This window comes from Actinoplanes sp. ATCC 53533, from assembly GCF_003947245.1.
Window position 1 is genome coordinate 80,816 of sequence record NZ_QHHV01000046.1, and the last position, 25,790, is coordinate 106,605.

Genomic DNA, 25,790 nt, shown 5'->3' on the forward strand with positions numbered 1-25,790 from the left:
CCGGCGCCGGACGACAACATCTGTTGCCGATTCGGCAACAGATCAGCGGCTCACGTACTCGCGCAGGTGCTCCGCGGTCAGGGTCTGCGCGCTCGCGACCAGCTCCCGCGGGGTGCCGGTGAAGACGATCCGGCCGCCGTCCTGGCCCGCGCCCGGACCCAGGTCGATGATCCAGTCCGCGTGGGCCATCACCGCCTGGTGGTGCTCGATGACGATCACCGTGTTGCCGTCGTCGACGAGGCGGTCCAGCAGCGCCAGCAGCTGATCCACGTCGGCCAGGTGCAGGCCCGTGGTCGGCTCGTCCAGGATGTAGGTGGCCGCCTTCTCCGCCATGTGGATCGCCAGCTTCAGCCGCTGCCGCTCGCCGCCCGACAGCGTGGTCAGCGGCTGCCCCAGGCTCACGTAGCCGAGGCCGACGTCGACGAGGCGGTCCAGCACGGCGCGGGCCTGCTTCTCGGTGAAGAAGTCCCGGGCCTCGCTCACCGACATGGCGAGGACCTCGCTGATGTCGCGGCCGCGCAGCTTGTACGTCAGGACCTCGGGCGTGAACCGCTTGCCCTCGCACTCCTCGCACACCGAGGCGACCCCGGCCATCATCGCCAGGTCCACGTAGACCAGGCCGAGGCCCTTGCAGTTCGGGCAGGCGCCCTCGGAGTTCGCGCTGAACAGGGCCGCCTTCACCTTGTTCGCCTTCGCGAAGGCCGTCCGGACCGGGTCGAGCAGGCCGGTGTAGGTGGCCGGGTTGCTGCGCCGCGACCCCCGGATCGCCGACTGGTCGACCACCACGACGTCGTCGCGGCGCGGCATCGAGCCGTAGATCAGCGAGCTCTTGCCCGAGCCGGCCACCCCGGTGACGACGGTCAGCACCCCCAGCGGGATGTCGACCGACACGTCCCTCAGGTTGTGCAGCGACGCGCCCTTGATCGACAGTGTGTCCGAGAAGGATCGGGGCTCGTCCCGCAGCGACACCCGGTGGTCCAGGTGCCGGCCGGTCAGCGTGCCCGAGGCGCGCAGGCCGGCGACCGTACCGGCGAAACAGACCTGGCCGCCGGCCGGGCCGGCGCCCGGTCCGAGGTCGACCACGTGGTCGGCGATCGCGATGGTCTCCGGCTTGTGCTCGACCACCAGCACCGTGTTGCCCTTGTCGCGCAGCCGCAGCAGCAGGGTGTTCATCCGCTGGATGTCGTGCGGGTGCAGCCCGATGGTGGGCTCGTCGAAGACGTAGGTGACGTCGGTCAGCGCCGAGCCGAGGTGCCGCACCATCTTGACCCGCTGCGCCTCGCCGCCGGACAGGGTGCCGGACTCGCGGTCCAGGCTCAGGTAGCCCAGACCGATCTCGACCAGCGAGTCCAGGGTCTGCCGCAGGCCGGTCAGGACCGGCGCGATGGACGGCTCGTGCAGCTCCCGCAGGAACGCGGCGAGATCGCTGACCTGCATGGCCGAGCACTCGGCGATGTTGCGCCCGGCGATCCGCGAGGCCAGCGCCTCCGGCTTGAGCCGGCTGCCGCCGCACGCCGCGCAGGCCGCGAAGGTGGCGACCCGGTCGATGAACGCCCTGATGTGCGGCTGCGCCGAATCGCGGTCCTTGGCCAGATACATCCGCTGGACCCTCGGGACCAGGCCCTCGTAGGTGGTGTTGATGCCGTTGAGCTTCATCTTCGTGGCCGGCTTGTGCAGCAGGTCGTCGAGTTCGCCGGCGGTGAAGTCGCGGACCGGCTTGGCCGGGTCGAAGAAGCCGGCGTCGGCGTAGCCCTTGACGTACCAGCCGTCGACGCTGAAGCCGGGAACGGTGATCGCGCCCTCGTTGATCGACCTGTCCGGGTCGATCAGGCCCGCCACGTCGATGGTGGAAACCTTGCCGATGCCCTCGCACGCCGGGCACATGCCCTCGCCGTTGAACGAGTAGGCCAGCGCGCTGCCCGCGCTGGGCACGCCGACGCGGCTGAAAACGATCCGGAGCATCGTGTACGCGTCCGTCGCCGTGCCGAGCGTCGAGCGCGAGTTGGCGCCCATCCGCTCCTGGTCCACGACGATCGCGGCGCTCAGATTGCGCAGGCTGTCGACGTCCGGGCGGCTCGGGCTGCCCATGAACGACTGCAGGAACGCCGAATACGTCTCGTTGATCATCCGCTGCGACTCGGCGGCGATGGTGCCGAAGACCAGCGACGACTTGCCGGAGCCGGAGACGCCGGTGAAGACGGTCAGGCGCCGCTTCGGCAGCTCCAGCGACACGTCCCGAAGGTTGTTCTCCCGGGCCCCGCGAACCTCGATGACATCGTGGGAATCAGCGACGTGCCGCTGCTCAGCCCGCACGGCGGCGGGCGCGGCGGGCCGCGAGCTCGTCTCCGGCCGCGGGCTGCTCGGGCACGCCGGTGCCGACCGGCTGCGGCCCGGCCGCCGGCTCGGCGGGCAGGTGCGAGAGCGAACCCTGGATCTCCTTGAAGGCGCCGCCGATGGCGATGCCGAAGACACCCTGGCCGCCCTGGAGCAGATCAACGACCTCCTCCGGCGAACGGCACTCGTACACCGTCGTGCCGTCGGAGATCAGGGTGATGCCCGCCAGGTCCTCGACCCCGCGCGAGCGCAGCGTCTCGATGGCCTTGCGGATGTTCTGCAGGGAGACGCCCGCGTCGAGCAGGCGCTTGACCACCTTCAGCACGACCAGGTCGCGGAACGAGTACAACCGCTGCGTGCCGGACCCCGACGCGTCCCGGATGCTGGGCAGGACCAGCGCCGTGCGCGCCCAGTAGTCGAGCTGGCGGTAGCTGATGCCGACCGCCTGACATGCCGTCACTCCGCGATACCCGGTATCGCCGTCCTCGCCGACAAGCGGACCCTCAACCGAGTCTGACTCGTGCACGCGACTACCTCCCCGCTGCGCGGTGCCGCTTCACCTGGACTTCACGAGCCTATAACCCAGCGCGCCACGAAACAGGGAGGTAATGCTGCGACACGCCGCGTACGGACGACCGGACCGAAGGTGGCCGTCGATGCCCGAACCGGGCGACCGGGGCTCAGCCGGCGAAGTCCTCCGGACGCACCTGGTCGAGGAACTCGCGGAACTTCTCCACCTCGTCCTCCTGCTCGTCCGGGATGACGATGCCCGCCTCCGTCAGCACCTGGTCGGCGCACCGGATCGGCGCACCCACCCGCAGGGCCAGGGCGATCGAGTCGCTCGGCCGCGCGGACACCCGCAGATCGTCGCCGATCAGCAGGTCCGCATAGAAGACATTCTCCTTCAACTCCGTGATCTCGACGGCCTTCAGCGGCGCCTCGAGCGCCGCGAGGATGTCCCGTAACAGATCATGGGTCAACGGTCTGGCGGGCTTGACGCCCTGTTGTTCGTACGCGATGGCAGTTGCCTCCACCGCACCGATCCAGATCGGCAGGTACCGATCGCCGTCGACCTCCCTGAGCAGGACGATCGGCTGGTTACTGGGCAGCTCCACCCGAACCCCGACCACGCTCAGCTCGCGCACCGCCCGCCTCCGTGTCGCACGTCGTTGCCGCCCCGTAGGCCGACGCCGCCCCCGCAGGGCAACGCGACCATCAGGCTGTTTCCTGCCTATCCTGCACGGTACACGGACGCTCCGAACGGAGCGCCACACGATGCCGTGTCTGTGGGTTACCCGGGCCACCCCAGGCAAACCGGGACTCGCGCCGCGACGCCACCTCAGCGCGCCACAACGCGCCCTCAGCGCCCGAGGGTGTCCCGCAATCCGGCCCGTACCAGCGCGGCGTGCAGCCGCTGGGACAGCGCCTGCAGCTCGCGCGCCGTTTCCGCGGCCCGCGCCCGGGCCGCGGGGTCGTGCTGGCGCATCAACGGCGTCAGCAGCTGAGCGAACAGTCCGACCTCCCGGTCCGCGCCGGTCCGGAACGCGCGCAGGTGCCGCAGCTCCAGGCCGTGCCGGACCAGGCCGACCACGGCCTCGACGATCACCACGGCGTCGCCGTCGTACCAGCCCGGCGGCCGCGAGGTCACCAGGGAGAGCTGCTCCAGCTCCGTGAGCATCTGCTCGGCGATGCCGGTGCGCTCCACCAGGTCGGCCCGCGACACCCGGGTGTCGGCGGTCTCCGCCGGCACCTCGGCCTCCGAGCCGACCGCGACCAGCGACGGCCGCCGGTGGGCCAGCGTGTCGTCACCGCGTTCCTGGGCCTCGAGCTGCTCGCGGATGACGCGCAGCGGGAGGTACTGGTCCCGCTGCGCGGTCAGGACGAAGCGCAGCCGCGCCACGTCGTTCCACGAATACTTCCGGTAACCGGAGGCGGTGCGCTGCGGGTCGACCAGCCCCTCCGCCTCCAGGAACCGGAGCTTGGAGATCGTGGTGTCCGGGAACTCGGTACGCAGCTGGGCCAGCACCTCCCCGATGCTCATCAGCGCAGCGTCACGACCGCCCGGGGCACGATTGCCCTGGGCGCTCATGCCGTGGTCGCGCGCGGCCGCCCCCGACGGGTTCACGCCCCGCTTCCCTCGCCCTCCGGCCGGGGTCCGGCGATGAAGACCAGCCGGAACTTGCCGATCTGGACCTCGTCCCCGTTGCTCAGGGTCGCCGACTCGACCCGCTCCCGGTTCACATACGTGCCGTTGAGCGAACCCACGTCGCGGACCGTGAAGGTGCCCCCGTCGCGGTGGAACTCGGCGTGCCGGCGCGAGACCGTCACGTCGTCCAGGAAAATGTCACTGTCAGGATGGCGACCACTCGTGGTCACGTCATGGTCCAGCAGGAACCGCGCACCCGCGTTGGGGCCGCGGCGCACGACCAGCAGCGCCATCCCCGGGGGCAGCGAGCCGGACATCCGGCTCGGCACCACGTCGGTCTCGGGGCCCTCGAGCACCTCGTCGAGCGCACCGAGGTTCAGCGTGGACGTGACGTCGAGTGGGGGGAACTCGTCGTCTGGGCGCGTCATCGGACCACCTCACGGATCTGTTTCGGTCGCCGCCCGACGACGCGGGGTGAGCGAGCCGGACCCAGGTCCGGAGCGCAGCGCCCCCCGCCGCTGCCCGGAGGTCCGGACGGCACGACTATCGGTTTCGAAGTAATAACAGTTCTTCACGTGCTCCGCGAGCCTAGTCAGCGCCGAAATGGCGGGCAACCAGACGCGCGGACGTTCAGCTGTCGGTCAGCGCCTTGTAGGCTTCCGCGTCCAGCAGGCCGTCGAGCGCCGCCGGGTCCTCCGGGGCGATCTCCACGAGCCAGCCGGCCGCGTACGGCTCGGCGTTGATCAGCTCCGGCTCGTCGGCGAGGCTGCCGTTGCGGGCCACCACGATGCCGGCGATCGGCGCGTAGATCTCCGAGACGCTCTTCGTCGACTCGATCTCGCCGAGCTGGTCACCGGCCCGCACCGCGGTGCCCTCGTCGGGCAACTGCACGAAGACGATGTCGCCGAGCGCGTCCTGCGCGAAGTGGGTGATGCCCACCCGCACGGGCGCGGTGCCGTCACCGGACACCCACTCGTGCTCGGCCGTATACCGCAGGTCCTCAGGAATCACGCATTCCTCCGTTGACAAGCGCGCCCGCTCACGAGACCGGACGCGCGTACTGCAGGCTGGTGGGCTGACGCACCGCGGTCACCTCGACCGTGCTGCGTTGCTCCATGGTCACGTTACCGCCGGCCTGGCTCACCGAAGCGACCACCCCACCAGGGATCTGCAGCGCGGTCTGCATGGTCGACGGCACCCCGATCACCCACAGTGTGTAAGGACCGCTCAATTCCTTGCCGTCGACGATCACCTGACCACCGGCGGCATCAACAAAATAGGACGAGGCCACGATCCGCACGGCGACGCCGTTGTTCCCGATGATCTCCATCACCTCGCCGCCGGCGCCGCGCAGCTCCTGCACGGCGTTCAGCAGGGCCGAGGCCTTGATCGCCTGGCCCTTCGGGTCGATGGAGATCTTCAGACCGGGTCCCCGCGCGGGCAGCGTGCCCGACAGCAGACCCAGCTCATCGGCCCGCTTGCCGGCCTCGGCGAGGGCGGCCTGGCGCCCGGCGACCCCGGAGGTCAGCTGCCGCTGGCTCTCCTCCAGGGCGTTGATCTCCTGCTGCAGCCGCTGGTCCCGCGCCTCGAGATCACTGAGAATGCCGACGAGGTCCTCCTGGCGCGCGCTGGCCAGCCCGCCGTCGTCGTCGTTGCTGCGCAACTGCACGACCAGGGTGAACCCGAGCAGGGCGAGCAACACCCAGATCAACGCACCCGCCGAGGTGAGCCGCCGCCGGGCCGCCGGCTTCCCCGGCCCGGCCTTCTCGGGTACGGCCCCATCCGGTACGGCCGAAGCACCGTCCGCCGTATCGCCCGCACCGTTGGCCGTCACCACATCGGGTGACGTAGCCGGCGCGCCGGCCTCCGGCCCAGCCTCCCGGTCGAGCGGCGCGGGGCCGGCGTACGGCCCAGCCTCCCGGTCGAGCTCGGCGAGGCCGGCCGAGGACTCGGCTCCCGGGTCGGCCGGCGTGGCCTCGGCCGGCGTGGCCTCGGCCGGCCGGTCCTGGCGGACATCCGGGCTGGCCGTGACCGGTGCCGGGCGATGCATCGTGGTCGTTTCCGGCGCGAAGAACGGTGGCTGCAACCGCATCGTCGCGCCGCCGCGGAGCGACGGCGGCTCGGCGGCCGGCTGGGCCGGCTCACCGGGCGCCGGTGGCGGCGTCAGCAAGGTGGTGGGCTCGTCGTCGCGCCCGGCCGGGTGGGAGACCACGGTGGGCTCGTCCCCGGCCGCCACGGGCGTGTCAGCCGGCTCGCTCCGGCTATCGGCCGGGACGTCCGGATCCCGCGGGTGAACCGCGGTCGCCCGCCGGGCCCGGCACAACCATGGCCGAGGCGAGGCGGACCGTGGGGCCGTCCGCGGACAACGGCGCATACGGATCCAGCGGGGTGTCCATGTCCGGCCCGGGCGACACGGCCGCAGGCGGATCGGGCGGATCGGCGCCGGGCTCGAAGGGGTCGGCCGCCGGTCGCCGACCGGCGGCGGGCATCCCCGGACCGCCGAGCGTCGCAGCCCGGTCGGCGCCACGCCCCTCAGCGCCCGGCCCGTCGCCGGACCCCGACCGGGTCGCGAACCGGTCAGGCTGCTCATCTCCGGACTCCGGTCCGGTCACAGGCCGGTCAAGCTGCCGGTCGCCCGGCTCCTGCCCCGGCGCCGGCCGGTCGGGCCGCGATTCCGACGCGGGACGGTCGGGCCGCGAATCCGACGCAAGCCGGTCGGGCCGCCCGTCGCCGGACTCCGGCCCGGTCGCGGGACGGTCGGGCCGCGATCCCGGCGCGGGGTGGTCGGGCTGCTGGTCGTCGGTCATCGCGCTACGCCCGGAACAGGTGTCGGCGGATCGCGGCCACGTTGCCGAAGATCCGGACGCCGAGCACCACCACGACGCCGATGGAGAGCTGGCTGCCCACGCCGAGCTGGTCGCCCAGGTAGACGATGATGCCCGCGACGAGCACGTTCGAGATGAAGGACACGACGAACTGCTTGTCGTCGAAGATGCCGTCGAGCTTGGCGCGCACGCCGCCGAAGACCGCGTCCAGCGCGGCCACGACCGCGATGGGCAGGTACGGCAGCAGGGCCGGCGGCACCGTCGGATCTAGCACGAGGCCGAGCACGACGCCGGCGATCAGGGCGAGTACGGCGATCATCAGCCGCCTTTCGACGCTTTGCTGGACGGGGTGGGTGCGCTGGACGGCAGGGCCGGTGGCACCGCATGGCGCAGGTTCGGCGAGGCGGCGGCGTCGAGGGTGACGTCACCGACCTCGGCCACGTCGTACGAGATGCCGAACTTGGTGTTCAGCGCCCGGAAGAAGCGGCCCGCCGAGCCCTCGCGGAACGTGCCGGCGAGGTTGTCCGGCCCGATCGCCACCACCTGGTACGGCGTGGTCACCGGCCGGAAGTCGACCAGGATGGCCTCGCCCGCCTGACGGATCGTCGACGTGGCGGTCAGCCGCTGGCCGTTGACCGCGATGGCCTCCGCGCCGGCCGCCCACAGCGCGTTCGTCGCCACCTGCAGGTCGGTGTCGCGGACCCGGGCCTCGCTCTTGCGCTCGCCGGTCAGCGGGTCGACCGGCGTCGGTCCGTCGCCGACGGTGACCCGGGCGCCGGAGCCCCGCACCGGCGCCAGCCCGGTCTCGGCCTCGAGGTCGCGCAGCCGGGCCACGGCCGCGCCGCCGAGCTGCTTCTCCCGCAGGCCGGCGACCTCGGAGCGGAGCCGCTCCGCGCGCTTCTGCAGCTCGGTGGTCTCGGTGCGGCGGTTTTGCACCTGGTCGATGAGGGTGGCCCGGGCCTGGCTGCGGGCCGGCTCGTCGGCCATCGTCTGCTGATAGGCCACCACCAGCAGGAAGCCCAGGGCGACCAGGGTCAGCGCGCTGACGCCGCTGACGACCTGCTTCGCGGTGCCGGTGCGGCCCTCGCCGCGGGCCTTGCGGGCCGCCGCGTCGGCGTAGCCCGGGTCCAGCGGGTTCTGGAACAGCTCGGTCAGGAAGTCCGGGGCGAACCGGCGCTGCCCGTCGCCGCCGTCGGGCGAGGTCATCCGGCCGCTGCCCCGGCCCGGTCGGCGCGCAGCATGGCGCGGGTCTGCGCGAGGTAGAGCACCGCGGCCGCCCAGTAGAGGCCGAGGGCCCACCAGGCCAGGGCCCAGCCGATCGGCGAGGCGACGGCGTGGACCGACGGGACCGCCTCGGCGAGCAGGAGCACCGGGAACGCGCCGAGCAGCAGGAACGTGCCGGTCTTGCCGACGTAGTGCACCGGCGGCGGCCCGTACCCATGCCGGCGCAGGACCAGCAGCGCGACCGCGAGCACGACCTCGCGCAGCACCAGGGCCGCGGTGAGCCACCAGGGCACCACCTCGCGCAGGGTGAAACCGAGCAAAGTGGCCAGGATGTAGAGCCGGTCCGCGAACGGGTCGAGCAGCTCGCCGAGGCGGCTGACGGAATTCATCCGGCGGGCCACGTAGCCGTCGACCCAGTCGGTGGTGCCGCCCAGCGTCAGCACGATCACCGCGGCGACGTCGTGCTGCGGGCCGAGCAGCAGATAGAGGAAGAGCGGCACGCCCAGCAGCCGGATGAAGCTGATGACGTTCGGGATGGTCCAGATCCGGTCGGAGGCGGTGATCGGCGGTGGCACCGGACCGGGCGTCACCCGCGCAGGCTGCTGCGACATCGCGCCCCCTCTCCCCTTGCCAGCCCCGGGACCCCACCCGGGGACGTCGGACCGCCACCCCGGCGGCATCGTCCGTCGCCGACCCCCCGGTCGGCTCGCCGGACACACCGGGGCCGGTCACTCGCGGAGCCACTATAACCAGCCTCGTCGTTGTCCCGGTCCAACCGTTGCCGTTGAGCGCCATTTTGCCTTCATGCGGCAGTCCTGCCTCGCGGCCGCCGGCGCGACTCGGCGAACCCGGCGTCGGCGATGTGCCGACCGACCTCCGGTCGGCGAGCATCCCGGTGGTGCGGGACACCTCCCCTAGAGCATCCTAGGAAGGAGGTGCCCCGCGCGTTCTCAGCGTTTGCCGCGGCGGCTGCGGACGTAGTCGTCGACCACGTAGCGGCCCAGCTCCGTCACGTCCGGGCTGAACACCCGGCCGCCGCTGCGCTGGGCCACCGCGTCGACGAAGCGGCGCAGGCCCGGGTCCTCCCCCAGCATGAAGACGTTGAGTGTCGCGCCGTACCGGGTGAGCAGGTCGACCTCGCGCACGGTGAGCTGGACCGTCTCCGGCAGGGTCGGCCAGGTGAAGGACGCCTGGCCGTCGTCGCCCAGGTGGGCCGTCGGCTCGCCGTCGGTCACCACCAGCACGACCGGCTCGGCGCCCGGATGCCGGCGCAGGTGCCGGCCGGCCAGCTTCAGCGCGTGCTGCAGGTTGGTGCCCTGCACCATGTCCGGCTCGATGGCCGCCAGCTCGCCCTGCGACAGGCTCATCGCATATCTGCCGAAGCCGATGATCTGCAGCGAGTCCTGCGGGAACTGGGTCGCCACCAGGTGCGACAGCGCCAGCGTGGTCTGCTTCATCGGGCCCCAGCGGCCGTCCGCGAACATCGAATACGACAGGTCGACGCAGAGCGCCACCACCGCCGAGGCGCGGCGTTCGGTCTCGGCGACCTCGAAGTCCTCCGGCTGCAGGCGCACCGGCACCGTGCCCACGCCCGCACCGGCGCGGCGGCGGATCGCGTTGCCGATGGTGCGGACCGCGTCGATCGGCTGCTCGTCACCGAAGCGCCAGCGCCGCGACGACCCGATCAGGTCACCGGCCGCGCCCGCGTCCCGCAGGTCGTGCGAGCCGCGTTTGCGGCCGGACAGATCCGAGAAGACCTGCGCCAGCGCGGTGCGGCCGAGCCGGCGCAGCGCCTTCGGCGACAGGGTCAGCCCGTCGTCGTCGCGGGTGACCCAACCCTGGCGGCGCAGCTCGCGTTCGAGCTCGCGCAGCCGGCGGACGTCGTCGGCGGCACCGCGGCCGAGCTGGCGCTCCACCGCCTCGACGTCGACGTCGTCCAGCGTCGCACCGGGGTGCTCCTGGCCGAGCTGCTCCAGCAGGTCATCGAGCTCGCCCAGCTCGCCGAGGGCCGCCGTGGCGTCGCCGTAGCCGAGGTCCTCATTGCCCCGCATCCGCTCGCCGCGGTTCCAGTTCAGCTCGGGCCGCAGCGCCCGCAGGTTGTCGGTCAGCTCCGCCAGCCGGTCGCGCAGCGGGCCGTCGCCGAGCGCCTGCTCCATGAGCTGGGCCAGCTCCTCGCGCTGCTGCGGGCTCAGCGAGCGCATCAGCCGCTCGGCCGCCGCGGCCCGCCGGGCCAGGGAGTCGACCAGCTCGTCGATGGTCTGCGGATTTTCCGGGAAGAACTCGCCGTGCTTGGCCATGAACTGCTGGAAGGCGTCGTCGGTGTCCTCGCCGCGGGCGTGCTTGGCGAGCAGGTCGTTGAGGTCGCCGACCATCTCCGCGACCCGGGCGTCGGTGGCCGGGTCGCGGCCCCGCAGCGCGTCCTTCATGCCGGCGAAGCGCTGCTCGACCACCTCGCGCCGCAGCCCGTCGAGGATCTGCTGGTAGGTCGCGCGGGCCTCGTCGCTGGCCCAGTCGTAGTCGGACAGCTCCCGCACGGCCTGGCTGGTGGAGCGGGGCAGGTTGTCCAGCACCGCCTCCTGGAAGCGGGCGTCGTCGCCCTCGCGGCCGCGCAGCTCGTCGCGCTCGGCCGCGACGGCCTGGTCGAGCAGCTGCTGGGCCCGGGTGACCGCGCCGTCGAGGTTGCCGCGGCGGAGCGCCTCGCGGCGCATCCGGCGGGCCCGGGCCTCGAGGTCGTCGAGGCCGCGGCCGTCACGGGGGCCGCGGCGCAGCAGGTCACGCAGCGCGTCGCGGAGGCTGTCGCCGCCGAGCACCCGCTCGCCGACCTCGTCGACGGCCGCCCGCACGTCGTACGGCGGCGCGAGCGGGTCGGGCCCGTCCCGCCACGCGCCATACCGAAATCGGTTACCGGCCATGACCGGGCTCCGCGCCGGGTTTGGGGACGGTTGCGGCCGAGCGGAAGAAGAGGCACATACCGATCAGCTCCCGTACAGGGTGCGGCCGTCGTCGGTCAGCTCCTTGGCCAGCCGGCGGGTGAGGTGCAGCCCCTCCAGGACGAACTCGACGCCGGAGGCGGCCTGACCGGGACTCGGCGCGTCGCCCAGGCCGAGCCGGTCGAGGACCTTGGCCAGGCCCGGCACCGTGCCGATCTGGCCGAGCAGCTCCTCGGCCGAGACCAGGTCGCCGGTCTCGATGATGGCGCCCTCGGCGACCAGGTCGGTGAAGCCGGACAGATCCAGCCCGGTCAGCCGGGCCCGGAACGTCTCGGCGGTGGCCAGGCGCAGCAGGTGGGCGAGGATCTCGGTCTCGCGCCCCTCCTCGCCGCTCTCGAACTCGACCTTGCCGCGCAGCGTGCTGGTCACCGAGACGGTGTCGCAGATCCGGGCGACGGCCTCGCGCTCGTTGCGGAGCCCGGAGCGGCGCAGCGCGGACGCGGCGACGGTCTCGGCCGCCGCGATGGCGAACCGGGCCGAGATGCCCGAGCGGGAGTCGACGGCCGGCGACTCGCGGACCGCCCGGGCATAGCGGGCCAGGACGTCGATCAGGTGGTCGGGCACCGCCGCGGCCAGCGCCGCCTCCTGCCGGATCAGCTCCGTCTCCAGCTCGATGTCGAGCGGGTAGTGGGTGCGGATCTCGGCGCCGAAGCGGTCCTTGAGCGGGGTGATGATGCGGCCCCGGTTGGTGTAGTCCTCCGGGTTGGCCGAGGCCACCAGCAGCAGGTCCAGCGGCAGGCGCAGCTGGTAGCCGCGGACCTGGATGTCGCGCTCCTCGAGCACGTTGAGCAGCGACACCTGGATGCGCTCGGCCAGGTCGGGCAGCTCGTTGACGGCGAAGATGCCGCGGTTGGTGCGCGGGACCAGGCCGAAGTGAATGGTGTCCGGGTCGCCCAGGGCGCGGCCCTCGGCCACCTTGATCGGGTCCACGTCGCCGATCAGGTCGCCGACGCTGGTGTCCGGGGTGGCGAGCTTCTCGCCGTACCGCTCGGAGCGGTGCAGCCAGGAGACGCCCAGCAGGTCGCCGCTTTCGGCGGCGAGCCGCCGGGTGGCCGGGGTGAGCGGCAGGTAGGGGTGCTCGCGCAGCTCGGAGCCGGTGATGAACGGCGTCCACTCGTCGAGCAGGTCGACCAGGCCGCGGATGAGCCGGGTCTTGCCCTGGCCCCGCTCGCCGAGCAGGACCATGTCGTGGCCGGCGAGCAGCGCCCGCTCGACCTCGGGCAGCACGGTGTCGTCGTAGCCGACGATGCCGGGGAAGCGGGGCGCGCCGCGGCGCAGCCGGTCGAGCAGGTTGTCGCGCAGTTCCTCTTTGACCGTGCGGAACTCGTGGCCGGAGGCGCGGAGCTCGCCCAGGGTGCGGGGAAGATCGGTCGGAGGTACGGGGACGAGCTGTGTGGAAGCTTCAGTCACTCCGGAAACGCTACCTCGCAGGTGTGACAAGTGACGGGGGCCGCGGCCAGCGCCGGGGAATTGGCTCTGGCCCCGGACGGCCGGGAGACGGAAGGCTGAGCGGCATGAGCGACATCGAGATCCTGCGGTACGCGGTGTTCAGCGCGGACCCCGCCGGCGGCAACCCGGCCGGAGTGGTCCTGGACGCGAGCACTCTGTCCGAAGCCGAGATGCTGACGATCGCGGCGGAGGTCGGCTATTCGGAGACCGCCTTCCTGACCGAGGACCGGGGCGCGGGCGTCCACCGGGTGCGCTACTTCAGCCCGCTGGCCGAGGTGCCGTTCTGCGGGCACGCGACCGTGGGGACCGCGGTGGCGCTGGCCGACCGGCGCGGCCCGGGCACGTACGTGTTCGTCACCAACGTCGGCGAGGTCCCGGTGACCGTCGACGATCAGCGCCGCGCGACGCTGACCAGCGTCGGCGCCCGGGTGGCGGACCTGCCCGGCGACGAGCTGAGCGCCCTGCTGGCGGCGCTGCGGTGGGAGCCGGCCGACCTCGATCCGGCCCTGCCGCCCCGGGTCGCGTACGCCGGGGCGTACCACCCGGTGATCGCCGCCGCGAGCCGGCAGCGGCTCGCCGACCTGGACTACGACGTGCCGGTCCTGAAGGCGTTGATGGAGGCGAAGGGCTGGACCACGATCCAGCTCGTCTGGCGCGAGGCCGAGGACCGGTTCGACGTGCGCGACCCGTTCCCGGTCGGCGGCGTCTACGAGGACCCGGCCACCGGCGCCGCCGCGGCCGCGTTCGGCGGTTACCTGCGTGATTTGTGGCTGGTGCCGGGCGATGCCGTGGTGCTGCTGTCCCAGGGTGACGACCTCGGCCGGCCCGGCCGGCTGACCGTCACGCTGACCCCCGGCGAGGCCGGCGTGCGGGTCAGCGGCACGGCGGTGCCGATGGCGGGGTAGCGCGACGATAGAGTCGGGCCCCGATGAGCGCCACGATGATCGTCCGGGAACTCGCCGCGGGGCACGGCGACCGCACCCTGTTCAGCTCCCTCGACCTGGTGGTCGCCCCCGGGGACACGATCGGCCTGGTCGGCGTGAACGGGGCCGGCAAGACCACACTGCTGCGTACGCTGGCCGGGCTGCTGCCGGTCGAGGCCGGCGCGGTGACGCTGAGCCCGCCCACCGCGAACGTCGGCTATCTACCGCAGGAGCGTGAGCGGCGCGCCGGCGAGACCGTCCGGGACTTCCTGGCCCGGCGCACCGGCGTCGGGCCCGCCCAGGTCGCGATGGACGCGGCCGCCGAGGCGCTGGCCGCCGGCCGACCCGGCGCGGACGAGACCTACGCGGCCGCGCTGGAGCGCTGGCTCGACCTGGGCGGGGCCGACCTGGACGAGCGGGCCGGGGCCGTCGCCGCGGAGCTGGGGCTGGGTGTCGCGCTCGACCACCCGATGACCGCGCTCTCCGGCGGCCAGGCGGCCCGGGCCGGGATGGCGTCGCTGCTGCTCAGCCGCTACGACATCTTCCTGCTCGACGAGCCCACCAACGACCTGGACCTGGCCGGGCTGGCCCGGCTGGAGGAGTTCGTCACCTCGCTGCGCGCGGGCACGCTGCTGGTCAGCCACGACCGCGAGTTCCTCACCCGGACGGTCACCGCGGTGCTGGAGCTGGACCTGGCCCAGCAGCAGGTCCGGCGCTACGGCGGCGGCTACGCGGGCTATCTGGAGGAGCGCGAGCGGGCCCGGCGGCACGCGCGCGAGGACTTCGAGGAGTACGCCGACCGCAAGGGCGCGCTGCAGGACCGGGCGCAGATGCAGCGCGGCTGGATGGAGCACGGCGTCCGCAACGCGCGCCGCAAGTCCAAGGACAACGACAAGATCGGCCGCAACGTCCGGGCCGAGTCGACCGAGAAGCAGGCCGCCAAGGCCCGGCAGACCCAGCGGATGATCGAGCGGCTGGAGGTCGTGGAGGAGCCGCGCAAGGAGTGGGAGCTGCGGATGGAGATCGCCGCCGCGCCCCGCGCCGGCGCCGTCGTGGCGACCCTGCGCGACGCGGTCGTCCGCCGCGGCGGCTTCACGCTGGGCCCGGTGACCCTGCAGATCGACTGGGCGGACCGGGTGGCGATCACCGGCGCGAACGGCGCCGGCAAGTCGACGCTGCTCGCCGCGCTGCTGGGCCGGCTGCCGCTGGCGGCGGGCGCGGCGCACCTCGGCCCGGGCGTCGTCGTCGGCGAGGTGGATCAGGCGCGCGGGCTGTTCCTGGGCGACGAGCCGCTGATGGCCGCGTTCGGCGCGGCCGTGCCGGAGCTGCCGGACGCCGAGGTGCGCACGCTGCTGGCCAAGTTCGGGCTGCGGGCCGCGCACGTGCTGCGCCCGGCCGGCACCCTGTCGCCGGGCGAGCGCACCCGGGCGGCGCTGGCGCTGCTGCAGGCCCGCGGGGTGAACCTGCTGGTGCTGGACGAGCCGACCAACCACCTGGACCTGGCCGCGATCGAGCAGCTGGAATCCGCGCTGGCCGGTTACCCGGGCACGCTGCTGCTGGTCACCCACGACCGGCGGATGCTCGAGGCGGTGCACACCACCCGGCTCGTCGACGTCACCGCCGGCACCGTCACCGGGTGACGCCGCGCGGCTCGCTGATCGCGCTCTCGTTGCCGGAGCGGTCCAGGCCGCTGAGGCAGTACTTGGCGGCGGCCGCCGGCGGCGCCGGGTCCCGCACCTTGGCGCCGTTGCGGCCGGTGGCGACCAGCTTCGCGGCGGCGCCGTCGACCCGGTAGAGCGCCCAGCTCGCCGGCTCCTTGCCCGCGCCGGCCTGCCATTCCAGCTCCACCGGGCCGGCCGCGGTGCGGCGGGCGGCGACCAGCCGCGGCGCGCCCGGCGGCTCGGCCGGCAGCTGCGCCATCGGTGGCAGTAGTGAAGGCGCGGCGTAGTGGTGGTCGCGGTAGCGGGTGACCGACCCGAGCCGGTCCTCGCGGATCTGCTTGGCGCTGAAGTGCACGCTGCCCAGCACGCCGTACTTGTCGTTGAGGGTGAGCTGGCGGTCGAGCTGGTCCGGCTGCCTCCAGGGGCCCTTCTCACCCACCCGGTAGTCACCCTGGCCGATGTAGAGCTGCACCCGGGTGCCCTTGACCAGCTCCGACCACCAGGGCAGCGCCTTGGTGTAGTCGGCCTTGTCGAAGCCGATCGCCCAGTACAGCTGCGGCACGACGTAGTCCAGCCAGCCCTCGCGGACCCACTTGCGGGTGTCGGCGTAGATCGAGTCGTAGCTCTGCAGCCCGTGGGTGTCCGAGCCGGCCCGGTCGGTCTCCTGGTTGCGCCAGATGCCGAACGGGCTGATGCCGAACTTGACCCACGGCTTGAGCTGCTTGATCCGCTGGTTCATCTCGCGGACCAGGGTGTCGACGTTGGCCCGGCGCCAGTCGCCGCGGCTCTGCGCCTTGTCCGCGCGCCGGGCGAAGCTGGCGTCGTCGGCGAAGGTGTTTCCGCCGCCCTCCGGGTAGGGGTAGAAGAAGTCGTCGAAGTGCACGCCGTCCACGTCGTATTTCGCGACGGCCTCCAGCATGGCGTCCTCGACGAACTTGCGCGCGGCCGGGATGCCCGGGTCGAAGTACAGCCGGGCGTTCTTGCCGTCCGGGTAGGAGATGGCCCAGTCCCGGTGCTTGAGCAGCGGATGGTTCGGTGCGAGCTTGGCGAAGTCGGCGCCGGGCCCGGACGGGCCGGGCTGGGTCCCGCGGTACGGGTTGAACCAGGCGTGGAACTCCAGGTTGCGGGCGTGCGCCTCGGTGATCATGAACTCCATCGGGTCCCAGCCGGGTGACCTGCCGTCCCGCTTGCCGGTCAGCCACTCCGACCAGGGCGCGTACGCCGACTCCCAGAACGCGTCCCCGCTGGGCCGGACGTGCACGAAGATCGCGTTGTGCCGCATCGACACGGCCAGCTCCAGCCAGGCGCGGTATTCGGCCTGGACCTGCTCCTTGCTCAGGCCCGGCTTGCTGGGCCAGTCGATGTTCATCACCGTGGTGAGCCACATGCCCCGCAGCTCCTTGACGGCGCTGACCGGCACCCCCGCGCACCGGCCCGGGGTGCCGGCGGCCGGCCCGACCTGGGCGGGCGCGTCCCGCGAGCCGGCCCCCGGCGGCTCGTAGGTGGCCGCCCGGAGCAGCCCGATGCCGAGGACCGACACCGCCAGGAGGACGGCGGCGACGATCAGGACGAGCCGGACGGGGGGACGGGGCATCGCCCCAGTGTGCCTGGTCCTAGCCTCAGACCATGAGGGTGGTCGTGGTGGGTGCGGGGGTGGCGGGCCTGTCCTGCGCGCGGGAGCTGGCCGCCGGGGGCGTCGCCGTCCGGGTGCACGAGCGCGGCCGGGTCGTCGGCGGACGGCTGGCCAGCAAGCGTTTCGACGGCCGGTATGCCGACCTCGGCGCGGCCTACTTCGTCGCGGACCACCCGGACTTCGCCGCCCTGGCCGGGCGGTGGCGGGCGCGCGGGCTGGCCCGCCCCTGGACGGACACCCTGGCGGTGTACCCCGGTGGGACGACCACGGGCCCGGTGCGCTGGGCCGCGCCGGGCGGGCTGCGGTCACTGGCCACCGACCTGGCCGGCGGGCTGAACGTGCGGCTGGGCAGCGAGCTGACCGCGATCCCGGCGGACGCGGACGCCGTGGTGCTGGCCATGCCGGGCCCGCAGGCGTTGCGGCTGAGGCCGCCCGCGGCGGTCGCCGACGTGGCCCGCGCGCAGGTGTGGGAGCCGGTGCTCGCGGCCGTGTGCACGTACGGGAAGCGGTCCTGGCCGGAGATCCACGGCGCGTTCGTGAACGACCACCCGGTGCTGGCCACGATCTTCGACGACGGCGACCGGCGCGGCGACGCCGCGCCGGTGCTCGTCGCGCACTCGACCGCCGCCTTCGCCCGGCCCCGGCTGGCCGACCCCTCAGCCGCGGCCGGCGAGCTGGCCGCGGCGGTCAACGAGGTGCTGTCCCTGACCGGCCGGCCGGAGGTCCACGTGCACCGCTGGACCTACGCCTCCCCCGCGCCGGGCACCTCGTCCTTCGCGACCGACGGCCGCGTGTGGCTGGCCGGCGACGCCTTCGGCAAGCCGCGGGTGCAGACGGCCTGGCTCTCCGGGCGGGCCGTGGCGCGAGCCATCCTGGGCGGTCAGAGCAGCGAGCGGTAGACCTCCAGGGTGTCGACCGCGATCCGGGACCAGCTGAAGTGCTCGACCGCGCGGCGGCGCCCGGCCAGGCCCATCGCGGCGGCCCGGGCCGGGTCCCGGATCAGCTCGGTCATCGCGGCGGCCAGGTCGGCGACGAACCGGTCGGGGTCGACCGGGGTGCCGGTGCCGTCGCCGACCTGCTCGATCGGCACCAGCAGGCCCGTCTCGCCGTCGGCGACGACCTCCGGGATGCCGCCGGTGGCGGTGGCGACCACGGCCGTCTCGCAGGCCATCGCCTCCAGGTTGACGATGCCCATCGGCTCGTAGATCGACGGGCAGACGAAGACCGTGGCGTGCGTCAGCACCTGCACGACCTCGTGCTTGGGCAGCATGTCCTGCACCCAGATCACGCCGCCGGCCGCGCGGGCGTCGCGCAGCTCGGACGCCAGGCCCTCGACCTCGGCGGCGATCTCCTTGGTGTCGGGCGCGCCGGCGAGCAGCACGATCTGGGTCTCCGGCGGCAGGTCGTGACAGGCCCGCATCAGGTACGGCAGGCCCTTCTGCCGGGTGATCCGGCCGACGAACACCACGCTGGGGCGGTTCAGGTCGATGCCCAGGCGCTCGATCACGTCGGTGCCGCGGTCCGGAAGATACTGCTCGGTGTCGATGCCGTTGTAGACCACCCGGATCTTGTCCGGGTCCACGCTCGGGTAGGCGGTCAGCACGTCCCGCTTCATCCCACCGGAGACGGCGATGATCGCGTCGGCGCCCTCGATGGCCGTCCGCTCGCAGAACGACGAGAGCGCGTAGCCGCCGCCGAGCTGCTCGGCCTTCCACGGGCGCAGCGGCTCCAGGCTGTGGGTGGTGACGACGTGCGGCACGCCGTACAGCAGCTTGGCGGTGTGGCCGGCGAAGTTCGCATACCAGGTGTGGCTGTGCACGATGTCGGTGCCGTCGCAGCCGGCCGCCATCGCCAGGTCGACACCCATGGTGCGCAGGGCGGCGTTCGCCCCGGCCAGCTCGGTGGGCTCCGGGTACGCGGTGACGCCCGGCTCGTCGCGCTTGGCGCCGAAGCAGTGCACCCGCACGTCGGTCAGGGGACGCAGGTCGCGGGCGAGATATTCGACGTGCACACCGGCGCCGCCGTACACCTCCGGCGGGTATTCCCGGGTGAGCAGGTCGACGCGCAGGCTCTTACCGGTGGATGTCGAACGTGAGTCGGTCACGAGACGCAGAATAGTCGTTTCCCGGGTTCCCCACGGGAAACGATCTACGCCGCGCCGGGCCTACCCGTTGACCGTGATGCCCTCCGCGAAGCGGATCAGCTGCTCGCGGGTGACCGGTACGTCCTCCTGCTTGACGTACACCGTCAGGACCCGCCGGGAGTCGAGGGGCACGGTCAGCGAGCCCGGTCCATCCTCGTTGCCCGACAGCGTGGCCCGCCTGCCGCCGACGATGAGCCGCTCGTCCTCCGGTGCCGGCCTGTTGTGCTCCGCCGGCGCGTCAACGACGACGCAGATCCCCCGGCCGCCGTCCGGGTCGGCGAGCAACGCCGGCGGGGCCAGGCACAGGTAGTCCTTCGTCATCGTCTGCAGGACCAGCCCGGCCGGCGCCGCGGCGACGGTGAACGGCACCGGCGAGGCCGGCAGGGTCCGTAACCGCAAGCCACGGGCGAACCGCAACACGTCGCTCTCCGTGCTGTGGCCCTCGCTGCTCACCTGGACCCAGCGGCCGTCGGCGAGCTGCCAGCGGATCCCCACGTACTGGTCTTCGCCCGGATTCATGCCCTGATAGACGTCGGCCCCGACGGCCCGGACCTTCGCCGGGCGGCCACTCACTGTCGTGGCGCGGTCGCTGCCGTCACCCTCCGCCCACCAGGATCCGGGCTCCGGTCCCACCTCGACCTCCACGTGCTCGGTCGGGCCGCGCTCGTAGCCGAGCAGCAGGGTGGGTCCCGCCCGCCCCACCCGCGACGCGCCGACCCCGGACGGCGTCCACCCCGGCGTCAACGGGAACGTGGGCGGCTCCACCCTCGGCCGCTCCCAGCCCGCGATCGGGTCGGCCGGCGCGGACTGCAGCGGGACCGGGGCCGACGCCCGGCCGTTGGTCACCGCGACCGGCACGGCGATCGCCGCCACCAGCAGCGCGGCGGCACCCAGCACCGCCACCCGCCGCCGGTTGGCCCGCCGGATGCCCCCGCGCACCTCGTCGAGCAGGTCGGGCCGCATCGCGGGCTCGGCGGCGTGCTCCCGCAGGGTGGCCCGCAGGTCGTCTTCGAGCATCATCGGGTTCCTCCGGACAGGCTGGACGGGGACGGGGTCAGCTCGGTGCGCAATCGGGCCAGTCCGCGGGCGGCGTGCACCCGTACCGTCGAAGCGGCGCACCGCAGCACCTCGGCGATCTGCCGGTCGTCCAGGTCCTCGTAGTAGCGCAGCACCAGCACCGCGCGCTGGGCCCGGGTGAGCCGGTCCAGCCGCGCCCACAGGTCGTCACGCACCGCGTGCCGGTCGGCGAAGTCGGGCGCCGGCCGGTCCGGCGCCACCTCGACGGCCAGGTCGTCCCCGGTCCGGCCCGGCCGCTCCCCGCTGGAGCGCCGGCGCAGCCACGACACGTGCGAGCGCACGAGCGCGGTCCGCAGGTACGCGCCCGGGTCGTCGGCCTCGATCCGCGACCAGCGCCGGTACGCCTTGATCAGGACCTCCTGCACGAGGTCCTCCCCCAATTCGCGGTCCCCGCACAACAGGTACGCGAACCTCCGTAACGCGTCGCCCCGGGCCCTGACGTACTCCTCGAATCCATGCCGCACTGCCTCGCTCCCCCGCTGCGGTCGTGACGTCCTCCCCCGAAGGACGCCGCGAGGGCGCCCGTCCGCTTACCCGTTCCGAGGATTGCCCCGGCACGCAAGTTCGGCATCGGACGGCGAAACCATCCCGAAGGCCGGGCGACACGCGGAGAATCCTCGCTTCGACTGGCGCTGGGGCACGCGGAAAGTTAGCGTCACGGGCATGGCTGTCAAGGTGCTCGCGATCGTTCTGGCAGGTGGCGAGGGCAAGCGCCTGATGCCCCTCACCGCCGACCGGGCCAAGCCCGGCGTACCCTTCGGCGGCATCTACCGCATGATCGATTTTGTGCTGTCGAACCTCGCCAACGGCGGGTTCCTGAAGATCGTGGTGCTGACCCAGTACAAGTCGCACTCGCTCGACCGGCACATCACCAAGACGTGGCGGATGTCGACCCTGCTGGGCAACTATGTGACCCCCGTACCGGCGCAGCAGCGGCTCGGCCCGCGCTGGTTCGCCGGCTCGGCCGACGCGATCTACCAGAGCCTCAACCTGATCAACGACGAGAATCCCGACTACGTCATCGTCTTCGGCGCGGACCACATCTACCGCATGGACCCCAAGCAGATGGTCGACGACCACATCGCCTCGGGCGCGGCGGTCACCGTCGCCGGCATCCGCCAGCCCAAGTCGATGTCCGACCAGTTCGGCGTCATCGACGTGGGCCCGGACGGCCGCCGGATCAGCGCCTTCCGCGAGAAGCCGGTCGACGTCGAGGGCCTGCCGGACGCCCCGGACGAGATCTTCGCGTCGATGGGCAACTACGTCTTCACCACCCGGGCGCTGTGCGAGGCGGTCACCGCCGACGCGCAAAACCCCGACAGCAAGCACGACATGGGCGGCAACATCATCCCGATGCTGGTGGAACGCGGCGAGGCGAACGTCTACGACTTCCGCGACAACGAGGTGCAGGGCAGCACCGAACGCGACCGCGGCTACTGGCGCGACGTGGGCACGCTCGACTCGTTCTACGACGCCCACATGGACCTGATCGCGACGCTGCCGGTCTTCAACCTCTACAACATGGACTGGCCGATCTTCACCAACTACGGCTCCTGGCCGCCGGCGAAGTTCGTGCACGGCTTCGACGACCGCCAGGGCCGCGCCGTCGAATCGATGATCTCCCCCGGCGTGGTCGTCTCCGGCTCCCTGGTCGAACGCTCGGTGGTCTCCCCGAACGTGCGGGTGAACTCGTGGGCGCACGTGGAGGGCTCGGTCCTGATGGAGGGCGTCCGGGTGGGCCGGCGCGCGGTGGTCCGCAACGCGATCATCGACAAGAACGTGCTGATCCCGGAGGACGCCCGGATCGGCGTCGACCTGGAGAGCGACCGCAAGCGCTACACGGTCTCCGAGAGCGGCATCATCGTCATCGGCAAGGGACAGCGGATCGAGCCCTGACCCCGGACCACGGGCTCGGCACCAGCGAGCAGCGGGGCCCGGCGGGGTGACGACGACCGGTGCCGCGTGCGGTCAGGCCCGGTCGCGGAGGGTTTGGCTCGGGGACACGCCGTAACGGACCCGGTAGGCGCCCGCGAAGCGGCCCAGGTGGGTGAAGCCCCAGCGGGTCGCCACCTCGCTCACGCTCACCTGGCCCGGTCCCGCCCGGCTCAGCTCCGCGTGCACGCCCTCCAGGCGGAGCCGGCGCAGGTAGGTCAGCGGCGGCACCCCGACGTGCTGGCGGAACGACTCCTGCAGGACCCGGATGCCGACCCCGGCGATGCCGGCCAGCTCCGCCGCCGTGAACAAGCGGCCCGGTTCGGCGTGCATCGCGTCCAGGGTCCGCTTCACCGTGCGGGGACGCCGGGCCGTCGGCTGGCCCGCCGAGCCGTACGAGGACGGGTGTTCGACCGCCTGGGCGAGGCTGCTGATCGCCAGCTCGCGCCACCGGCGCAGCAGGTGCGGCAGCAGGCTGAGGCCGTCGATCTGCCGGGTCTCGCCGAGCAGCAGGCGGACCAGCGCCAGCCAGCTCCGGCCGGGACCGCCGGCCAGGCCGAACGTCGCACCGAGCGGCAGCGGGGAGCCGACCTTGCGGTCCAGGGTCGCGTCGAACTCGCGCTCCATGGCCAGCCGCTCCACCTTGACGCTGATCAGCCGGCAGTCGGCCGACCAGCGCAGGCTCGTGTCGCCGACCGGGCGAAAGACGGCCGCCTGGCTCGGATCCGCCCGCGTCGCCGCCCCGCGGTGCAGCACCCGCACCGCGCCGGTCAGCGGCGCCAGCACGTGGTAGGCCGTCTCCAGGTCACCGGTGGCCAGCTGCATCTCCACGCCGTAGCTGATCTCCGCGATGGTGATCGGGCCGATCTGGACGGCCTCGCCGGAGAACGCCAGCACGCCCGCTCCGCTGGTGGGCTTGGCCTCCAGCGGACCGTAGAACAGCCGCCGGCAGAACGAGCTCGCCTCTTCCACATCCGTCGTGCGGAGGGTGGCGCAGACCGCCACGTCCCCGTCCGGATTGCCCGGAGCCACCGAACCCGGCTCCGGACCGGCCGCCCCTGCCGTATCCATCTGCTAACACTAGACCGACAGAGGCGTCACCGCGCGTCACACCGTGGCGGGTACCGGCCACTCGTACTCGGTGACCGAGCCGCTGCGCACGTCCACCTCGGCCAGTGCGGTGACCGGGTCGCCCCAGACCACATAGCGGCCCTCCGCCAGGTTGTCGATGACGACGCTGAACAGCACGCCGTCGCGCACGTAGCGGGCCCGTACCGCGGCGTGGGTCCGCGCGGTCGTGTCGTCGACCGGGCTCACCTCGATCTCGTGGCCGTGCAGGTTGCCCGGGGTGTAGATGACCAGCGCCCCGATGCCCGCCCCGATGTTGAGCACCACGGTCCCCTGCCCGGACGGGTCGAGGGTGTGGTGATGGTGGACGCCCGCACTCACTTCTTGTCCTCCGGCTCCGGGTTGTTGAAGCCGTCGAACGGCACACCCAGGTAGGGGAAGTTCTTCAGCAGCTTGGAGCTGGCGTCCTTGGCGGACAGGCCCTGCTCGACCAGCGCGGCCGCGGCGTCCGGCTTGAACTTCTCGTCGACCAGCGGCACGGTCACACCGGCGATCGCCCGCAGCGAGATCGACACCACGTCGTCGGCGACGCGGCGCCCGTTCGGGAAGCCGGCCAGGTCGCCGCCGAGCAGGCCGAACGCGTTGGCCTCCTTGGTCGGCGGGATCGCCGTGTTCAGCCGCAGCATGTCGGCCTGCACGGCACCGGTGTTGTTCTGGAAGCCGTCGATCAGGCCGTCCGGGATGCCGGTGAGCAGGATCGCGACCAGGTCGGCGCGGGCCTTCTTGGCCTTGTTGAGCTCGGCCAGGTTGTCGAACAGCCCCGGGTAGAGCACCGGCAGCAGCGCGCCCAGCTCCGGCTGCTCGACGAACTCGGCGAACCGCTTGTCCTCGGTCGGCGGCAGGCTGTTCCACAGGTCCTTCTGCGCCATCGGCACGATGACCTCGTTGAACAGCGGGTTGCCCAGCCGGGATACCTGGACCTGCGGGCCCACGTACACGTCGTCGTTGTCCTTCTTGCCGTGCCGGACCTGCACCTGGCGGCGGCTCGCGGAGGTCCAGACGCCGATGACGGCGCCGGAGTCGCGGCCGCGGACCTTCTTCTTGCCTTCCTTGCGCACGTAGTGCAGCGGCAGCTGGATGGCGATGCTGTGCACGTTCATCTTGTCGGTGGCGTTGACCGCCTTGCCGGCGTAGTTGAACAGCTTCTGCCCGACCAGGTGCTTGTCCTGGAACGGCCGCAGGGTGCCGAGGTCGAAGATCGCACCGAGGTCGACGAAGAACGGGTCGGCCCGCTGGCCGGCGAAGACCTTCTCGCCGGTCTTCAGCTTGTGCACCGCGTCCTCGGCGAGCTTGTCGTAGTCCGGGATCGACAGCGGACCGACGTTGCACGGCGGGCAGGGCAGCTTCTCGGCGAGCACCTTCTGCTTGCCGTGCTTGTCCACCTGAGTGACCGAGTAGAACTGCCGGCGGTTCCAGTTCTCGCTGTCCAGCGACTCGATCGGGCCGGTGTTGTACAGGAAGGTCCGGTCGTTGCGCAGCTCGGTGCGGAACCGGAACTGGTACGTCAGGTCCGGGCGGCCGTCACCGTTGGAGTCCACGTGGATCTCGTAGAGCACGTCGTCGCCGAACTCGAAGAAGTTCGGGCCGCTGGCCGGGAGCTGCAGCGGCACGTAGTTGGCGATGAGCGTCACGGTGTCCGGGTGGTCCGGGCTGACGAACGCGTAGAGGTCGGCGCTGTCGGCCACCGGGTCCTTGCTGATTTCCGGCGCTTCACGGTGCGATGACATGAGTCTTCTTCCTTACTCAGGAATTCGGGGGCTGCTGGGTGAGGAAGCGGTTCAGGCGCGCTTGACGGCCTTGAGGAGCTTCGTGGCGAGATCCTTGTCGGTCAGCGTGACCTTGGACCCGCCGGAGAACACGTCGAAGGTGCCCTTCTTCGCGTCCCGCAGGGAGATCACCAGTGGTTCGGTGTCGTTCGAACCAGCACTCTCACCGGCGAGGCTCAGGCCGGCCGCACTGGCACCGGCGACGCCGACGCCCACGGTGGCGGCGATGGCAAGAACCCGACGGCGCGACAGGCGGTTAACCGCCCGCGTGCCGTAGTGGACACGACTCATGCTCGGCCTTTCGTCAAACGCTCCGGCGGTCGCCCGCCGTCGCGCGAATCGGGGCTAATGCCCGGGAAAAATGTCGTCGACGTCCATCAGTACGAAGCGACCGCCGCAGGAGTTCAAAGCAATTTCTCAGCAAAGGATTACTTCAGGAACGGCGCCGGCGATGACCGGCGAATGCGCAGCTCAACGCCGAGATGACCGGTAACGGCGGGCCTGGCGGCCCGTTGCGGAAACGGCAACAGAAAGTCCGCCGACGACTGCGGCGAGTGAT

At 72.3% G+C, this 25,790-nt stretch carries 24 protein-coding genes and 1 pseudogene; 5 read left to right on the forward strand and 20 right to left on the reverse strand.

Annotation, left to right across the window (positions count from 1 at the left end):
* Positions 1–42: 42 nt before the first annotated feature.
* From DMB66_RS16295 to DMB66_RS16325, 7 genes and pseudogenes are all read right to left on the reverse strand, one after another.
* Positions 43–2,313, reverse strand: coding sequence for an excinuclease ABC subunit UvrA (locus DMB66_RS16295; protein ID WP_125804924.1), 2,271 nt, complete (start codon positions 2,311–2,313; stop codon positions 43–45).
* A complete protein-coding gene (locus DMB66_RS16300; RefSeq protein ID WP_125804925.1) occupies positions 2,303–2,860 on the reverse strand; it encodes a MerR family transcriptional regulator in 558 nt (185 codons plus the stop codon). The genes DMB66_RS16295 and DMB66_RS16300 overlap by 11 nt, the downstream gene beginning before the upstream one ends.
* Before the next feature lie 154 nt (positions 2,861–3,014).
* Positions 3,015–3,479 (reverse strand): bifunctional nuclease family protein, encoded by a 465-nt coding sequence (locus DMB66_RS16305; protein ID WP_125804926.1) that lies wholly within the window; start codon positions 3,477–3,479, stop codon positions 3,015–3,017.
* Between the two features lie 215 nt (positions 3,480–3,694).
* The gene (locus DMB66_RS16310) at positions 3,695–4,375 is read right to left on the reverse strand and encodes a MerR family transcriptional regulator (protein WP_125804927.1); all 681 of its coding nucleotides are present in this window, start codon (positions 4,373–4,375) and stop codon (positions 3,695–3,697) included.
* 80 nt (positions 4,376–4,455) lie between these two features.
* On the reverse strand, positions 4,456–4,908 hold the full coding sequence (locus DMB66_RS16315) for an FHA domain-containing protein (RefSeq protein ID WP_023362861.1): 453 nt from the start codon (positions 4,906–4,908) through the stop codon (positions 4,456–4,458).
* A gap of 202 nt (positions 4,909–5,110) precedes the next feature.
* Positions 5,111–5,491: a glycine cleavage system protein GcvH gene (gene gcvH / locus DMB66_RS16320; RefSeq protein WP_125804928.1), complete on the reverse strand. Its 381-nt coding sequence runs from the start codon at positions 5,489–5,491 to the stop codon at positions 5,111–5,113.
* Positions 5,492–5,519: 28 nt separating this feature from the next.
* Positions 5,520–6,496, reverse strand: a pseudogene (locus DMB66_RS16325) (DUF881 domain-containing protein).
* 35 nt (positions 6,497–6,531) lie between these two features.
* Here DMB66_RS16325 and DMB66_RS63740 point away from each other — a divergent pair.
* Positions 6,532–6,774 carry a hypothetical protein gene (locus DMB66_RS63740; RefSeq protein ID WP_233624597.1) on the forward strand — a complete coding sequence of 81 codons (243 nt, stop codon included), beginning with the start codon at positions 6,532–6,534 and terminating at the stop codon, positions 6,772–6,774.
* Between the two features lie 517 nt (positions 6,775–7,291).
* Here the strand turns inward: DMB66_RS63740 and DMB66_RS16330 are convergent.
* From DMB66_RS16330 to DMB66_RS16350, 5 genes are all read right to left on the reverse strand, one after another.
* Positions 7,292–7,624, reverse strand: coding sequence for a small basic family protein (locus DMB66_RS16330; RefSeq protein ID WP_125804929.1), 333 nt, complete (start codon positions 7,622–7,624; stop codon positions 7,292–7,294).
* Positions 7,624–8,511, reverse strand: coding sequence for a DUF881 domain-containing protein (locus DMB66_RS16335; protein WP_125804930.1), 888 nt, complete (start codon positions 8,509–8,511; stop codon positions 7,624–7,626). Before DMB66_RS16335 ends, DMB66_RS16330 begins: the two co-directional genes overlap by 1 nt.
* Positions 8,508–9,140 (reverse strand): CDP-alcohol phosphatidyltransferase family protein, encoded by a 633-nt coding sequence (locus tag DMB66_RS16340; RefSeq protein ID WP_125804931.1) that lies wholly within the window; start codon positions 9,138–9,140, stop codon positions 8,508–8,510. The genes DMB66_RS16335 and DMB66_RS16340 overlap by 4 nt, the downstream gene beginning before the upstream one ends.
* A gap of 339 nt (positions 9,141–9,479) precedes the next feature.
* The gene (locus DMB66_RS16345; protein ID WP_125804932.1) at positions 9,480–11,441 is read right to left on the reverse strand and encodes a VWA domain-containing protein; all 1,962 of its coding nucleotides are present in this window, start codon (positions 11,439–11,441) and stop codon (positions 9,480–9,482) included.
* Positions 11,442–11,504: 63 nt separating this feature from the next.
* On the reverse strand, positions 11,505–12,929 hold the full coding sequence (locus DMB66_RS16350; RefSeq protein ID WP_125804933.1) for a sigma 54-interacting transcriptional regulator: 1,425 nt from the start codon (positions 12,927–12,929) through the stop codon (positions 11,505–11,507).
* A gap of 113 nt (positions 12,930–13,042) precedes the next feature.
* On the opposite strand from DMB66_RS16350, the gene DMB66_RS16355 reads away from it, so the two are divergent.
* Together DMB66_RS16355 and DMB66_RS16360 are read left to right on the forward strand one after the other, a co-directional pair.
* A complete protein-coding gene (locus tag DMB66_RS16355) occupies positions 13,043–13,873 on the forward strand; it encodes a PhzF family phenazine biosynthesis protein (RefSeq protein ID WP_199752429.1) in 831 nt (276 codons plus the stop codon).
* Between the two features lie 23 nt (positions 13,874–13,896).
* Positions 13,897–15,531 (forward strand): ABC-F family ATP-binding cassette domain-containing protein, encoded by a 1,635-nt coding sequence (locus DMB66_RS16360; RefSeq protein ID WP_125804935.1) that lies wholly within the window; start codon positions 13,897–13,899, stop codon positions 15,529–15,531.
* On the opposite strand, the gene DMB66_RS16365 is transcribed toward DMB66_RS16360, so the two are convergent.
* Entirely contained in the window at positions 15,521–17,146 is a 1,626-nt protein-coding gene (locus DMB66_RS16365) for a glycoside hydrolase family 10 protein (RefSeq protein ID WP_125804936.1), read from the reverse strand. The genes DMB66_RS16360 and DMB66_RS16365 overlap by 11 nt on opposite strands.
* A gap of 32 nt (positions 17,147–17,178) precedes the next feature.
* Between DMB66_RS16365 and DMB66_RS16370 the strand changes: the two genes are divergently transcribed.
* Positions 17,179–18,084 carry an NAD(P)/FAD-dependent oxidoreductase gene (locus tag DMB66_RS16370; protein ID WP_125804937.1) on the forward strand — a complete coding sequence of 302 codons (906 nt, stop codon included), beginning with the start codon at positions 17,179–17,181 and terminating at the stop codon, positions 18,082–18,084.
* Here the strand turns inward: DMB66_RS16370 and glgA are convergent.
* Genes glgA through DMB66_RS16385 form a run of 3 tightly spaced genes read right to left on the reverse strand, consistent with a single transcriptional unit; the run spans position 18,066 to position 20,869 of the window.
* Positions 18,066–19,289, reverse strand: a complete 1,224-nt coding sequence (glgA, locus tag DMB66_RS16375; protein ID WP_233624600.1) for a glycogen synthase — start codon at positions 19,287–19,289, stop codon at positions 18,066–18,068. The two genes, DMB66_RS16370 and glgA, sit on opposite strands and share 19 nt — an antisense overlap.
* 60 nt (positions 19,290–19,349) lie before the next feature.
* A complete protein-coding gene (locus DMB66_RS16380) occupies positions 19,350–20,348 on the reverse strand; it encodes a hypothetical protein (protein ID WP_125804938.1) in 999 nt (332 codons plus the stop codon).
* On the reverse strand, positions 20,345–20,869 hold the full coding sequence (locus DMB66_RS16385) for a SigE family RNA polymerase sigma factor (RefSeq protein ID WP_125804939.1): 525 nt from the start codon (positions 20,867–20,869) through the stop codon (positions 20,345–20,347). The genes DMB66_RS16380 and DMB66_RS16385 overlap by 4 nt, the downstream gene beginning before the upstream one ends.
* 199 nt (positions 20,870–21,068) lie before the next feature.
* Here DMB66_RS16385 and glgC point away from each other — a divergent pair, with 199 nt between their 5' ends.
* Positions 21,069–22,301 carry a glucose-1-phosphate adenylyltransferase gene (gene glgC, locus DMB66_RS16390; RefSeq protein WP_125804940.1) on the forward strand — a complete coding sequence of 411 codons (1,233 nt, stop codon included), beginning with the start codon at positions 21,069–21,071 and terminating at the stop codon, positions 22,299–22,301.
* Between the two features lie 72 nt (positions 22,302–22,373).
* Here the strand turns inward: glgC and DMB66_RS16395 are convergent, their stop codons facing one another.
* From DMB66_RS16395 to DMB66_RS16410, 4 genes are read right to left on the reverse strand one after another with little or no spacing between them, the layout of a single operon-like run.
* Positions 22,374–23,408, reverse strand: a complete 1,035-nt coding sequence (locus tag DMB66_RS16395) for an AraC family transcriptional regulator (protein WP_125804941.1) — start codon at positions 23,406–23,408, stop codon at positions 22,374–22,376.
* 36 nt (positions 23,409–23,444) lie between these two features.
* Entirely contained in the window at positions 23,445–23,786 is a 342-nt protein-coding gene (locus DMB66_RS16400) for a phospholipase (protein ID WP_125804942.1), read from the reverse strand.
* Positions 23,783–25,192 carry a DUF4331 domain-containing protein gene (locus DMB66_RS16405; protein WP_125804943.1) on the reverse strand — a complete coding sequence of 470 codons (1,410 nt, stop codon included), beginning with the start codon at positions 25,190–25,192 and terminating at the stop codon, positions 23,783–23,785. The genes DMB66_RS16400 and DMB66_RS16405 overlap by 4 nt, the downstream gene beginning before the upstream one ends.
* A gap of 51 nt (positions 25,193–25,243) precedes the next feature.
* Positions 25,244–25,522, reverse strand: a complete 279-nt coding sequence (locus tag DMB66_RS16410) for a hypothetical protein (protein WP_125804944.1) — start codon at positions 25,520–25,522, stop codon at positions 25,244–25,246.
* Positions 25,523–25,790 lie beyond the last annotated feature (268 nt).